We start from the raw sequence: 12,917 nt of genomic DNA on the forward strand, positions 1-12,917 counted from the left end.
CCCGGCCGGACGCGGCTGCGCTCAGGACCCGCGATAGGTCGAGTAGCCGAAGGGCGACAGCAGCAGCGGCACGTGGTAATGCCCCGCCTCCATGCCGAACCGCACGGGAATGCGGTCGAGGAAGGGCGGCTCGGGCAGCGCGGTGCCGGCGGCGCGCAGATAGTCGCCCGCGTAAAAGGTCAGCTCGTAGAGGCCGGGGCGGAACCGCTCGGGCGGCAGGAGGGGGGCGTCGGTGCGGCCGTCCGCGTTCGTGATCGCCTCGGCCACGCGCTCGCGCCGGTCGCCTTCGAGGCGGTCGAGCGTGATGCGCAGCCCCGCCGCCGGCCGGCCCCGCGCCGTGTCGAGAACATGGGTCGAAAGCCGCCCGCTTTCCTGTGCATCCGTCATCGTCCCGCCCCTCCGCCTCGGTGCACCGTCTCCGCCTCCGCGGCGTCTTGCAAGTCCCCGCAGGCCGCGCCACCAAGGGGGCATGGACAGCCCGCCCCGCTATCCGCGCGACCTCCACGGCTACGGCGCCACCCCGCCCGAGGCCGGCTGGCCCGGCGGGGCGCGTGTGGCGGTCAGCCTCGTGCTCAACCACGAGGAGGGGGGCGAGAACTGCATCCTCCACGGCGACCCCGCCTCCGAGGCGTTCCTGTCCGACATCCCCGGTGCCGTCCCCTGGCCGGGCGAGCGGCACCCGAACATGGAGTCGATCTACGAATACGGCGCCCGGGCCGGGTTCTGGCGTCTGCACCGGATGCTGCGCGACCGCCCCGTGACCGTGTTCGCGGTAGCCTCGGCGCTCGCGCGCACGCCCGCGCAGGTCGCGGCCATGCGGCAGGCCCCGTGGGAGATCGCCTCGCACGGGCTGAAATGGATCGAGCACCGCGCCCTGCCCGAGGCGGAGGAGCGCGCCCAGATCGCCGAGGCCATCCGCCTGCACGCGGAATGCACGGGCGAGGCGCCGCGCGGCTGGTACACGGGGCGGTGCAGCGTCAACACGCTGCGCCTCGTGGCCGAAACGGGCGCCTTCGACTGGGTCTCGGACGCCTATGACGACGACCTGCCCCACTGGGTGCGCGCGGGCGGGCGCGACCAGCTCGTGATCCCCTACACGCTCGAATGCAACGACATGCGCTTTGCCACGGCGCCGGGCTGGGTCACGGGGCGCGACTTCGCCGACTACCTCATCGACACCTTCGAGACGCTGCGGGCCGAGGGGGGGCGGATGATGTCGGTGGGCCTGCATCCGCGCCTCGTCGGGCGGCCGGGCAAGGCCGCGGGGCTGCGCGCCTTCCTGGACCATGCCGATGCGAGCGGTGCCGCCTGGTTCGCCACCCGCGGCCAGATCGCGGCCCACTGGCGCGCCCGTCACCCGCCCCCCGCCTTCGAGCGGCCCTCCGAGATGGGGCGCGAGCGCTTCCTTGCGGCCTTCGGCGGGATCGTCGAGCATTCCCCCTGGGCGGCCGAGCGGGTCTGGGCGCTGGAGCTCGGCCCCGCCCACGACACGGCCGAGGGGCTGGCCCATGCCTTTGCCCGCGTGCTGCGCAGCGCGTCGGAGGCGGAGCAGGACGGGGTGCTGCGCGCCCATCCCGACCTCGCGGGGCGGCTCGCGCAGGCGCGGCGGCTGACCGGGGCCTCGGCGGCCGAGCAGGCGAGCGCGGGGCTCGACGCGCTGACCGACGGGGAGCGCGCGCGCTTCGAGGCGCTCAACGCGGCCTACCGCGAGCGACACGGATTTCCCTTCATCATCGCCGTGCGCGATCACGACAAGGCGGGCATCCTGCGCGCCTTCGAGCGCCGCATCGCCCTGGACAGCGCGGCCGAGCGAGCCGAGGCGCTGCGGCAGGTGGAGCGCATCGCCGCCCTGCGGCTCGGGGCGCTGCTGCCATGAGCCGCTATGCCTTTCCCTCCGGCGGCCTGCCCGACCAGAGCGGGGACCCCGCCGCGAACGGCGCCGTGTTCACGCCCGCCTATGCGCTGATCCCCGCCGCCACGATGCGCGACATCGTGACGAGCCTCCTGCCCGGCTGGGAGCGCACGCGCGCCTGGATCCTCGCCCGGCCCCTGTCGGGCTTTGCCGAGACCTTTGCGCAATATGCCGTGGAGGTCGGCCCGGGCGGCGGCTCGGAGGAGCCCGAGCCCGACTTCCTCGCCGAAGGGGTCCTGTTCGTGGCCGGCGGCGAGGGCACGCTCGAGGCGGCGGGGCGGCGCCACGCGATCGGCCCCGGCGCCTGGGCCTATCTGCCGCCGGGGCGTCCCTGGGCGATCCGGGCGCGCACGCGGCTGCGGCTGCACTGGATCCGGCGCCGCTACTGCCCGGTGGACGGGCTTGCGGTGCCGGACTTCCACCTCGCGCGCGACGACGAGACGCCGGTGGAGTGGATGCCCGGCACGGATCTCTGGGGCACGACGCGCTTCGTGGACCCGGCCGACCTGCGCCACGACATGCATGTCAACATCGTCACCTTCCGCCCCGGCGGGCGCATCCCCTTTGCCGAGACCCATGTGATGGAGCACGGGCTCTATGTCCTCGAGGGGCGGGCGCGCTACCTGCTCAACACCGACTGGCACGAGGTCGGCCCCGGCGACTTCATGTGGCTGCGCGCCTTCTGCCCGCAGGCCTGCATCGCCACGGGGGAGGGGCCGTTCCGCTACCTGCTCTACAAGGACGTCCACCGCCACCCGGCCCTGTCGCTGTGACCCGCGCGATCGCCCCCGAGCCGCTCTCGGCCGCGGCCTTTGCCCCCTTCGGCGAGGTGCTCGCGGCCGAGGGGCCGCCCGACCGGCTCATCAACCGGGGGCTCTGCGGGCGCTGGCACGACCGGGCGCGGCTCGAGTTCGGAACGGGACGCGCGGGGATCAGCCTCTTTCGCGCCGAGCCCCGCGCGCTGCCCCTGCGCCTCGAGATGGTCGAGCGGCACCCGCTGGGCTCGCAGGCCTTCCTGCCGCTGGACGGGCAGCCCTTTCTGGTGATCGTGGCCGAGGGGGAGGAGGCCGTGCCGGGCCGCATCCGCGCCTTCCTGACCGCGCCGGGACAGGGGGTCAACCTGCGGCGCGGCTGCTGGCACGGGGTGCTGACGCCGCTCCACCCGCCGGGGCTGTTCGCGGTCGTGGACCGGATCGCCCCCGAGGACGAGGCGGCGGAGGCCAATCTCGAGGAATACTGGCTGCCCGAGCCCGTGATCGTGGGCTAGGTCCAGGTCGGGTGGAAGCGCCCCGCGGGCGAGAGGGTGAACACCTCGCAGCCCGTCGCGGTGATGCCCACCGAATGCTCGTACTGCGCCGACAGCGACTTGTCCCGCGTCACGGCCGTCCAGTCGTCGGCCAGGACCTTGGTCTCGGGCCGGCCGAGATTGACCATGGGCTCGATGGTGAAGAACATCCCCTCCTCGAGCCGCGGGCCCGTGCCGGGACGGCCGTAATGCAGCACGTTGGGCGGCGCATGGAACACCCGGCCCAGCCCGTGGCCGCAGAAGTCGCGCACCACGCTCATGCGGTGGGCCTCCACATGGGCCTGGATGGCGGCGCCGATGTCGCCGAAGGTGGCGCCGGGGCGCGCCGCCTCGATGCCGCGCATCAGAGCGTCGTGGGTGACCTGCATCAGCCGCTCGGCCTTGCGCGACGGCCGGCCGGCCACATACATGCGCGAGCTGTCCCCGTACCAGCCGTCCACGATCACCGTGACGTCGATGTTGAGGATGTCGCCCTCCTTCAGCGCCTTGTCGCCGGGGATGCCGTGGCAGACGACATGGTTGACGCTGATGCAGGAGGCGTGGCGATAGCCCTTGTAGCCCACCGTGGCCGAGACGGCGCCCGCCTCCTCGACCATGGCGGTAATAGTCCGGTCGATCTCGCCCGTGGTGCGGCCCGGCACCACATGCGCCCCGATCCGGTCGAGGATCTCCGCGACGACCCGCCCGGCCCGGCGCATCCCCTCGAAGTCCTCCGGCTCGTGGATGCGGATCCCGTCCCGGGTCAACCTGCCGCGCCGTTCGTCCACTCGTGCGTCCTTCCTGCCCTGGTGGCAGAAGATAGGCGATCCCCCGCGCGACTTCCAGACGAGCCCACTGGAACGCGAGCCTGCCGCGCCCTATCACCCGATCCGAGCCGGAGGAACCCGCCATGCCGAACCCGACCGCTGCCATGCTCGTGATCGGCGACGAGATCCTGTCGGGCCGGACGCGCGACAGCAACCTGCACTTCCTCGCGCGCGAGCTGACGCGGGTGGGCATCGACCTGCGGGAGGCGCGTGTCGTGGGCGACCGGGCCGAGGCGATCGGGCGCGCCGTGCGCGAGCTGTCCTCGGCCTTCGACCACCTGTTCACCTCGGGCGGGATCGGCCCCACGCATGACGACATCACCGCCGATGCGGTGGCCGCGGCGCTGGGCCTGCCGCTTGCGGTGCGCGAGGATGCGCTGGCGGCGCTCAGGGCCCATTACGACCGCATGGGGGTCGAGATGAACGAGGCGCGCCTGCGGATGGCCCGCGTGCCCGAAGGCGCGGTGCTGATCGACAATCCCATCAGCGCCGCGCCCGGCTTCTCGGTCGGCAACGTCCATGTGATGGCCGGTGTGCCGCAGATCTTCGAGGCGATGGTTGCGGGCCTCCTGCCCCGGCTGACGGGGGGCACGCCCCTGCTCAGCCAGTCGCTGCGCATCCTCAGGGGCGAGGGCGAGATCGCCGGCCCCCTCGCCGCGCTGGCGGCCGAGTATCCCGACCTCGCCATCGGATCCTACCCCTTCAATCAGGCCGGCAGCTTCGGCGCTCATGTCGTCATCCGCGGCACCGACGGGGCGCGGGTGGGCGAGGCGATGGCGCGGCTTGCGGCCCTGTTTCCGGCATGATCGCGCGGGGCGCGGTCCTCGCGCTGGGGCTGGCCGGGTCGGCGGCCGCCCTGCCGCTCGATCTGCCGCCGGGCGCGCGGCTGACGGCGGAGGAGGTCGAGGGGCCGGCGAGCCACGCCCTCCTCCTCGGTCCCCTGACGGACGGGAACGTGCCCCAGCGCATCGTGGAAGGCACCGTCACCCGCCGCGCCTGGCAGATCGCGGGCAGCGGCACGACCCTCGGTCTGATCGCCCCCCTACGCGAGGCGCTGCTGGCGCAGGGCTGGACCATCGCGCTCGACTGCGCGGGGCGGCAATGCGGAGGCTTCGACTTCCGCCTCGCCGCCGAGGTGTTGCCGCCGCCGGCCATGTTCGTCGATCTGGGCCAGTTCCACTACCTGACCGCCATCCGGGGGGCGGAATCGCTGAGCCTTCTGGCCAGCCGGTCCGGGACCACGACCTATCTGCAGGCGATCCATGTGGCCGCCGCCCCGGCCGGCGCCGCCACCGCCCCGGACGATCCCGGCCCGGCGCCGGCCCGGCCCGCTCCGGCCGCGGCAGGGGCCGACCTGCGCGACCGGCTGGACCGCGACGGCCATGCCGTGCTCGGCGGCCTGCGCTTCGCCTCGGGCTCGGCCACGCTCGAGGAGGGGGCCGAGGACGACCTCGCCCGGCTGGCCGAATGGCTGGCCGCCGATCCGGGCCGGCGCGTGGCCATCGTCGGGCATACGGACGCGACCGGCCCCCTCGAGCCCAACATCGCCCTGTCGCGCGCCCGGGCCCGGGCCGTGCTGGACCGGCTGGCCAGCGTCCACGGCGTGCCGCGCAGCCGGATGGAGGCGCACGGGATGGGCTGGCTCGCCCCCGTCGCCACCAACCTCACACCCGAGGGGCGCGACGCCAACCGTCGCGTCGAGGCCGTGGCCCTGCCCTGAACCTCACCAGGCGTCGGGCCCCTTGTCGGCGAAGGTGTTCACCAGGAAGTCGATGAAGGCGCGCACCTTGGGCTGGGTGAAGCGGCCGGGGGGATAGACGGCATAGATCCCCTGCACCTCCACCGGCAGGCCGGGGATCGCCTCCTCCACCAGGCCCTTGCGCATCGCGTCGGCATAGAGGAAGGCCGGCAGATAGGCGATGCCCAGACCCGAGATGCAGGCGTTCAGGAGCGACTGGCCGTCGTTGACGGTCAGCCAGCCCGTGGAGCGGACCTGCCGGCGCTCGCCCGAGGGGGCGGTGATCTTCCAGACCGCCGCGCTCGACTGGTTGGAATAGTGCAGAAGCTTGTGCTCGTTGAGGTCGTCGATCCGCTCGGGGCGGCCGAACCGCGCGAAATAGGATGGCGCCGCGATCATGCGCCGCGAGGTTTCGGCGATCTTGCGCGCGCGCAGCGAACTGTCCTCCAGCTCGCCGATGCGCACCGCCATGTCGAAGCCTTCGGAGATCAGCTCCACATAGCGGTTGTTGAGCACCATGTTGACGGTGATCTCGGGGAACTCGCGCAGGAACCCGCCCAGGACGGGGCTCAGGTGGTTGACGCCGAAATCCGTCGCGACCGACACGCGCAGGAGACCCGACGGCGCGCTCTGCATGGAGGTCACGAGCGCGTCGGCCTCCCCCGCATCGTTGAGCACGCGCCGCGCGCGGTCGTAATAGGCCAGCCCGATCTCCGTCGGGCTCACGCGGCGGGTCGTCCGGTTCAGAAGCCGCGCGCCCAGCCGCGCCTCCAGCGCCGAGACATGCTTGGAGACGGCCGACTTGGAGATGCCGAGCTTCTTGGCCGCGTCCGTGAACCCCCCCTGGTCCACCACGGTGGCAAAGGCTTCCATCTCGGTCAGGCGGTCCATGGCTGTCTTCCCCCGGTCGGCGTGGAACGGCTCGATGGCCGCAGGATTGGCCATGGAATGGGGCGGCTTGTGGACCGGGACCGGGCAGGCCCGGGGAGATCGGGTGGATTGATCGCGGCAGCGAAACACCCGCAGCGATGGCGCGGCCGGTCACAGCGCGGCGGCGGCCTCCGTGCCCTGCCGGATGGCGCGCTTGGCGTCGAGTTCGGCCGCCACGTCCGCCCCCCCGATCACGACCGGCGCCCGTCCCGCCGCCGCCAGCGCCTCCGCCAGGGACCGCTCGCTCTCCTGCCCGGCGCAGAGCACGACCGTGTCGGCCTCCACCAGGACCGGCTCGCCCTCCAGCCGCAGCCACAGACCCTCGGGGGCGATGCGCTCGTAGGCGGCGCCGGCGATCATCCGCACCCCCTTCATCCCGAGCGAGGCGCGGTGGATCCAGCCCGTCGTCCGCCCCAGGCCCCGCCCCAGCCGGCCGGTCTTGCGCTGGATCAGGGTCACGGCGCGCGCGGGCGGATGGGGCCGCGGCGGCCGGAGGCCCCCCGGCGTCTCGGCCGGGTCGCCCACGCCCCATTCCGCGCGCCAGGCGGCGGGGTCGAGCGTCGGGCTCCCCTCGCCGGTGACCAGGAACTCGGCCACGTCGAAGCCGATGCCGCCCGCCCCCACGATCGCCACGCGCGCGCCCGCGACGGCCCGGCCCGAGAGCAGGTCGGCATAGGTCGCCACATGCGGCAGATCCGATCCGGGGATGCCGGGGTCGCGCGGGCGCACGCCGGTCGCCACCAGAACGGCGTCGAAGCCCGCGAGCTCGGCCACGTCCGGCGTCCGGCCCAGCCGCAGCTCGACCCCCCGGCGCGCCAGCATCGTCTCGAACCAGGCGATCAGGGGGACGAATTCCTCCTTGCCGGGCACCGCGGCGGCCAGCCGCAGCTGCCCCCCCACGCGGTCCTCGCGCTCCCACAGCGTAACGCGATGGCCGCGCTCGGCCGCGGCAATGGCCGCCGCCATGCCCGCCGCGCCCGCTCCCACCACGGCCACGCTCCGCGCGCGCGGCCGGGCGCAGCACCAGCACCGTCTCGTGCGCCGCGCGCGGGTTGACCAGGCACGAGGCCACCTTGCCCTCGAAGGTGTGGTCGAGGCAGGCCTGGTTGCAGGCGATGCATGGCGCGATCTCCTCCGCCCGCCCCTCCGCCGCCTTCGCCACGAAGTCCGGGTCGGCGAGGAACGGCCGCGCCAGGTTGACGAGGTCGGCCTGACCCGCCGCCAGCACCGCCTCGGCCGCCTCGGGCGTGTTAAGGCGGTTCGAGGCGATCACCGGCCGGTCCACCGCCCCGCGCAGCCGCGCGGCCAGCCACACCCAGGCCCCCCGCGGCACCGAGGTGGCGATGGTCGGCACGCGGGCCTCGTGCCAGCCGATCCCGGCATTGAAGGCATCCACCCCCTCCGCCTCGGCGGCCTGCGCCCAGGCGACGATCTCGTCCCAGGTCTGCCCCTCCTCCACCAGGTCGATGAGCGAGATGCGCAGCACCAGCGCCCGGTCGGGCCCGAGGGCGGCGCGCACCGCCCGCACCACCTCGAGCGGAAAGCGCCGCCGGTTCTCGGCGCTGCCGCCCCAGCGGTCCTCGCGCCGGTTGGTGCGGGGGGCCAGAAACTGGTTGAGCAGGTAGCCCTCGGAGGCCATCAACTCGACGCCGTCATAGCCCGCCTCCGCCGCCCGCGCGGCGGCGGCGCCGAAGGCCGCGACCGTGGCCGCGATTCCTGCCTCGTCCAGCGCGCGCGGCACGAAGGGCGAGATGGGCGATTTCACCGCCGAGGGGGCCACGCAATCGGCCCCGTAGGCATAGCGCCCGGCATGGAGGAGCTGCGCGAGGATGCGCCCGCCCGCGCGGTGAACGGCCTCGGTGACGACCCGGTGCGCCGCCACGTCGGCCGGCCCCAGGAGCCCCGCGGCCCCTGGGAACACGGCCCCTTCGGGGCAAGGCGCGAGGCCCCCCGTCACGATCAGCCCCGCCCCCGCGCGCACCGCGTAATAGGCGGCCGCCCGCTCCCAGTCGCCCGTCTCCTCGAGGCCCGTATGCATCGAGCCCATCATCACCCGGTTGGGCAGCAGGAGCGGTCCGACCCGGACCGGCGAGAGAAGGTGGGGATAGCGGCTCATGGCGCGCCGATCCTAGCGGGGCGGGGTCCGTCGGGTCACGGGGGAACGCCGCGTCAGCGCACCACGAGGCGCGTGCGGTGCCGGATGCGACGCGCAAGCCAGCGCAGGTCGCGCGGATCGAGCGCCACGCAGCCGGCCGTGGGCGCGCCGGGCCGGCGCCAGCGGTGCAGGAAGATGGCCGATCCCCGCCCCCGCTCGGCCCGCGGCCAGTTCCACCCCGTCAGGATCACGAGGTCGTAGAGCGGGTCCGCCCGCCGCAGCCGCTCGGCCGAGAAGGGGTGCGGCGCGCGGACCATCAGGTTGTAGTCCGCGTCGCGCGGGTCGTCCGACCACAGGTCGCGCGGCCGGATCGGCACGGCCCAGTCCGCGGGCCGTCGTATCCGGTCGGGGCGGTAGAGCATCCCCACGATCGCATGCACCCCGCGCGGCGTGCAGCCGTCCCCCTCGCGCTTGTCCCCGCTCACCCCCCCGCGGCCGCGCGTGCAGGGCAGCAGGCGGCCGAAGGCGCGCAGGCCGCGCGGGCTCAGCACCAGGTCCTCGCGCCGCGGCACGGGGGGCCAGCCGCTCACAGCCAGTGCCCCGACTTTGCCGCCTTGGTGGCGAGATAGCGCGCGTTCTCCTCCGTCCGGCCCACGCGCAGCGGCACGCGCTCGGCCACGCGCATTCCCGCCTCCTCCATGCGCCGGACCTTGCCGGGGTTGTTGGTGAGCAGGCGCACCGAGGCAAAGCCCAGTCGCCGCAGCATCTCCGCGCCCGCGCGGAAGTCGCGCTCATCGTCCTCGAAGCCCAGGCGGTGGTTCGCCTCCACGGTGTCCCAGCCCTGATCCTGCAGCGCATAGGCGCGCATCTTGTTGCTGAGCCCGATCCCGCGCCCCTCCTGGTCCATGTAGAGGAGCACCCCGGCCCCCTCCTCACCCATCCGGGCGAGCGCCGCGCGCAGCTGCGGCCCGCAATCGCATTTCAGGCTGCCCAGCACGTCCCCCGTCAGGCAGGCCGAATGGAGCCGCGCCAGGACGGGCCGGTCGCGCGGCGGCGCGCCGATCTCGACCGCGACATGCTCGGCCTCCTCGAGCGGCGAGCGGAACACGTGCACCCGCCCCGTCCCCGCCACGGCGAGGGGGACGCGCGCGGCCACGACGGGCGCGAGCGGGGCAAGCGCCGCCGCCTCCACCTCCTCCGCGGGCAGCCGCGCGATCCCCTCAGGCGGCCGCGCGCAGGGCGCGAGCAGCACCGCCGGCAGAAGCCGCGCCGCCCGTGCGAGCCGGATGCCCGCGCGTGCGAGCCGCGCGGGCACCCCCTCCTCCCCCCGCAGCGTGCGGAACGGCCCCTTGAGCGGCGTGGCCAGATCGAGCGCGGGGTCCGCGACCGCCAGCGCCCAGGCCGCATCCGCCCCCTCGGGCACCGCGATCCGCGCCAGGTCCCCGTCATAGGCCCGCGCGCGCAGCGTCTCGGCCCGCCGGGCGGTCACGGCCAGCACGAGGCCCCCCGCCCGCGCCAGCGCGGCCAGCCTCTCGGGCGGCGCCCCCTCGGCGGCCAGCGTCAGGGCTGCCGCCCCGCCCGCCTCCAGCAGCACGGGCAGGCCCAGGCGCAGGTCGGCCCGGGCACGGGCCAGCCGCTCGGCGGCGGACGGGGAGAGGACATCGGCCATGCCCCTCCATAGCGCGCGCAGCGGCCGGGGGGAACGCATGGCACCCGTCCGGCCGCTCCGATGCTCCCGCGCGCCTCGCGACGGCGTGAGGTTTCTTGCGAAACGCTTGGGAGGACAGGATGTTGTCCCCATCTGGAGGGCGACCATGCGACGACAGACCCCAGGGAGACGCGCCATGCCCCAAGTCAAGAAGATCCTCCTCGTGGACGACGACGACGACCTTCGCGAGGCGCTGAGCGAACAGCTCGTGATGACCGAGGATTTCGACGTGTTCGAGGCCGCGACCGGCCAGGAAGCCCTCACCAAGACCAAGCAGGGCCATTTCGACCTCGTGATCCTCGATGTGGGCCTGCCCGACACGGACGGCCGCGAGCTCGCGCGCGTGATGCGCAAGCAGGGCGTCAAGTGCCCCATCGTCATGCTGACGGGCCACGACAGCGATTCGGACACGATCCTCGGGCTCGATGCGGGCGCCAACGACTATGTGACCAAGCCCTTCAAGTTCCCCGTCCTGCTCGCGCGGCTGCGCGCCCAGCTCAGGACCCACGAGCAGTCCGAGGACGCGGTGTTCCAGCTCGGCCCCTATACGTTCAAGCCGGCCCAGAAGCTGCTTCTGACCGAGGACGACAAGAAGGTGCGCCTGACCGAGAAGGAGACCAACATCCTCAAGTACCTCTACCGCGCGCAGGACGCCGTGGTGCCGCGCGACGTGCTCTTGCACGAGGTCTGGGGCTACAATGCGGGCGTGACCACCCACACGCTCGAGACGCACATCTACCGCCTGCGCCAGAAGATCGAGCCCGACCCGTCCAATGCGCGGCTGCTCGTGACCGAATCGGGCGGCTACCGCCTCGTCGCCTGAGGGCGGAACCGGCGGACGGCCTGCCGCATTGGGGGATCATCCCCCGGCGGCGGGACCTGCCGCCATCCTCCCTGTCGGACTGGGGACCCGGACGTTGCATCCGGGTCCCGCTTTTCCGCGGGTCGGACCGCCGCGGCGGCCGGAGCCTCCTCGGGCGGATGCGCCGCGCGCGGCATGGCGCTATAGAGCCCCGGGGCCGCCGGGCCCGCCCTGTTCGAGGAGCCATGCCATGCCCCGTTTCCCTCTCGCCCCGGTCCTGGCGGTCCTGGCCGTGCCCGCCGCGGCGCAGGACATCCAGTACCAGCTCGTCAACGAATCCGGCCTCACCCTGATGGAGTTCTACGCCTCGCCCGTCGAGGACCCCGGCTGGAGCAACGACCTTCTGGGCGCGCGCGTGCTGCCGCCGGATTCGACCGGCACCGTCACCATCGCCGACGGAGCCGATGCCTGCGAGTACGACCTGCTCATGGTGTTCGAGGACGGCCGCGAGGTCACGGATCGCGTCGATATCTGCGACCTCGCGAGCTACACGCTGACGGCCGAGTAGGGGGCGTCCTGTCCCAAAGGACAGGGGATAAGGTCCGGTCCGGCGCAACAGGCGGCTTCCCCCACGGCAGGGGCGATCCTAGGCTTCTCCCGTCCGCATTGCCGATCGGGAGATGGCCATGACACGCCTTGCCGCCCTTGCCGCCGCCCTCGTCCTGCCGCTGCTGTCGGCGCTGCCGGCCGACGCGCAGACCTATGGCGTCCGCTTCCAGAACAACACGCGCGAGGTGGTCTGGCGCATCTATTCCTCTCCCACCCACAACAATTCCTGGGAACAGGACCTGCTCGGCTCGCGCGTGCTGCAGCCCGGCCAGTATCTCGACGTCATCATCCAGAACGTGTCGAACTGCTGGTACGACGTGCTGGTGGAGTTCCAGAGCGGCCGGCGCGCCACCGACACCTGGAACATCTGCACCCACAGCCAGTTCAACATCAACTGACGCCGCGATCCGGGGGCGCCCGCCTCACAGCAGCAACATGTCGGTGCGCAGGTCCTCGAACGCGAAGTTCTCGAGAAGGATGCTGTCGGGCCCGACGGAGATCAGCGTGTCGCGTCCCCCGTTGACGCTGCGCGCCTCGATCTCGGTCACGCCCGGGTCCCGACCCGTCAGGTCGATGAGGTCGGCGCCCCTGCGGAAGTCCGTCACGACGTCCTGACCGAACCGGCCAGCGAACACGAACACGTCCGCGCCCTGCCCGCCCGTCAGCCGGTCCGCGCCCGATCCGGCCGTCAGACGGTCGGCACCCTTGCCCCCCTCCAGACGGTCCGCGCCCTGCCCGCCCGTCAGCCGGTCCGCGCCCGATCCGGCCGTCAGACGGTCGGCACCCTTGCCCCCCTCCAGACGGTCCGCGCCCTGCCCGCCCGTCAGCAGGTCGCCGCCCTTGCCGCCCAGCAGCAGGTCCGCGCCGCGCCCGCCCCACAGCAGGTCCGCGCCGGCTCCCCCCAGCAGGTCGTCGGTCCCGCGGCCTCCCAAGAGCCGGTCGCGCCCCGTGCCGCCCAGCAGCGTGTCCGCCCCGGGCCCGCCGATCAGCAGGTCGTCGCCCCCGAGGCCC

The 12,917-nt window shown here is 73.6% G+C and carries 14 protein-coding genes and 1 pseudogene; 8 read left to right on the forward strand and 7 right to left on the reverse strand.

Annotated features, from left to right (window positions below; genetic code table 11):
* Nucleotides 1-21 precede the first annotated feature (21 nt).
* Nucleotides 22-387 (reverse strand): hydroxyisourate hydrolase, encoded by a 366-nt coding sequence (gene uraH, locus GT358_RS07710; RefSeq protein ID WP_166582005.1) that lies wholly within the window; start codon nucleotides 385-387, stop codon nucleotides 22-24.
* 82 nt (nucleotides 388-469) lie between these two features.
* Here uraH and puuE point away from each other — a divergent pair, with 82 nt between their 5' ends.
* From puuE to GT358_RS07725, 3 genes are read left to right on the forward strand one after another with little or no spacing between them, the layout of a single operon-like run.
* Nucleotides 470-1,876, forward strand: coding sequence for an allantoinase PuuE (gene puuE, locus GT358_RS07715; RefSeq protein WP_166582006.1), 1,407 nt, complete (start codon nucleotides 470-472; stop codon nucleotides 1,874-1,876).
* Nucleotides 1,873-2,685: a bifunctional allantoicase/(S)-ureidoglycine aminohydrolase gene (locus GT358_RS07720; protein WP_166582007.1), complete on the forward strand. Its 813-nt coding sequence runs from the start codon at nucleotides 1,873-1,875 to the stop codon at nucleotides 2,683-2,685. The genes puuE and GT358_RS07720 overlap by 4 nt, the downstream gene beginning before the upstream one ends.
* Nucleotides 2,682-3,179: an ureidoglycolate lyase gene (locus GT358_RS07725; protein ID WP_166582008.1), complete on the forward strand. Its 498-nt coding sequence runs from the start codon at nucleotides 2,682-2,684 to the stop codon at nucleotides 3,177-3,179. The genes GT358_RS07720 and GT358_RS07725 overlap by 4 nt, the downstream gene beginning before the upstream one ends.
* Here the strand turns inward: GT358_RS07725 and map are convergent.
* Nucleotides 3,176-3,985, reverse strand: coding sequence for a type I methionyl aminopeptidase (map, locus tag GT358_RS07730; protein WP_166582009.1), 810 nt, complete (start codon nucleotides 3,983-3,985; stop codon nucleotides 3,176-3,178). The two genes, GT358_RS07725 and map, sit on opposite strands and share 4 nt — an antisense overlap.
* A gap of 122 nt (nucleotides 3,986-4,107) precedes the next feature.
* On the opposite strand from map, the gene GT358_RS07735 reads away from it, so the two are divergent.
* Nucleotides 4,108-4,830 carry a molybdopterin-binding protein gene (locus GT358_RS07735; RefSeq protein WP_166582010.1) on the forward strand — a complete coding sequence of 241 codons (723 nt, stop codon included), beginning with the start codon at nucleotides 4,108-4,110 and terminating at the stop codon, nucleotides 4,828-4,830.
* Entirely contained in the window at nucleotides 4,827-5,744 is a 918-nt protein-coding gene (locus GT358_RS07740) for an OmpA family protein (protein WP_166582011.1), read from the forward strand. The genes GT358_RS07735 and GT358_RS07740 overlap by 4 nt, the downstream gene beginning before the upstream one ends.
* A gap of 3 nt (nucleotides 5,745-5,747) precedes the next feature.
* On the opposite strand, the gene GT358_RS07745 is transcribed toward GT358_RS07740, so the two are convergent.
* From GT358_RS07745 to ribA, 4 genes and pseudogenes are all read right to left on the reverse strand, one after another.
* On the reverse strand, nucleotides 5,748-6,653 hold the full coding sequence (locus tag GT358_RS07745; protein ID WP_166582012.1) for a LysR family transcriptional regulator: 906 nt from the start codon (nucleotides 6,651-6,653) through the stop codon (nucleotides 5,748-5,750).
* Between the two features lie 150 nt (nucleotides 6,654-6,803).
* Nucleotides 6,804-8,808 (reverse strand): annotated as a pseudogene (locus GT358_RS07750) (FAD-dependent oxidoreductase).
* 53 nt (nucleotides 8,809-8,861) lie between these two features.
* Nucleotides 8,862-9,377 carry a L,D-transpeptidase gene (locus GT358_RS07755; RefSeq protein ID WP_371416244.1) on the reverse strand — a complete coding sequence of 172 codons (516 nt, stop codon included), beginning with the start codon at nucleotides 9,375-9,377 and terminating at the stop codon, nucleotides 8,862-8,864.
* Nucleotides 9,374-10,456: a GTP cyclohydrolase II gene (gene ribA, locus GT358_RS07760; protein WP_166582013.1), complete on the reverse strand. Its 1,083-nt coding sequence runs from the start codon at nucleotides 10,454-10,456 to the stop codon at nucleotides 9,374-9,376. Before ribA ends, GT358_RS07755 begins: the two co-directional genes overlap by 4 nt.
* 175 nt (nucleotides 10,457-10,631) lie before the next feature.
* On the opposite strand from ribA, the gene GT358_RS07765 reads away from it, so the two are divergent.
* The 3 genes from GT358_RS07765 (at nucleotide 10,632) to GT358_RS07775 (ending at nucleotide 12,304) form a co-directional block, all read left to right on the forward strand.
* Complete coding sequence (locus GT358_RS07765; protein ID WP_166582014.1) at nucleotides 10,632-11,318, forward strand: response regulator transcription factor; 687 nt, start codon at nucleotides 10,632-10,634, stop codon at nucleotides 11,316-11,318.
* Between the two features lie 229 nt (nucleotides 11,319-11,547).
* Nucleotides 11,548-11,865 (forward strand): hypothetical protein, encoded by a 318-nt coding sequence (locus GT358_RS07770; RefSeq protein WP_166582015.1) that lies wholly within the window; start codon nucleotides 11,548-11,550, stop codon nucleotides 11,863-11,865.
* Nucleotides 11,866-11,983: 118 nt separating this feature from the next.
* Nucleotides 11,984-12,304: a hypothetical protein gene (locus GT358_RS07775; protein WP_166582016.1), complete on the forward strand. Its 321-nt coding sequence runs from the start codon at nucleotides 11,984-11,986 to the stop codon at nucleotides 12,302-12,304.
* Nucleotides 12,305-12,328: 24 nt separating this feature from the next.
* Here the strand turns inward: GT358_RS07775 and GT358_RS07780 are convergent.
* Nucleotides 12,329-12,917 (reverse strand): calcium-binding protein (locus GT358_RS07780; protein ID WP_166582017.1); only part of this gene is annotated, 589 nt, incomplete at its 5' end.

It is taken from the genome of Rubellimicrobium sp. CFH 75288, assembly GCF_009904055.1.
In the GTDB taxonomy this organism is placed as follows: domain Bacteria; phylum Pseudomonadota; class Alphaproteobacteria; order Rhodobacterales; family Rhodobacteraceae; genus Rubellimicrobium.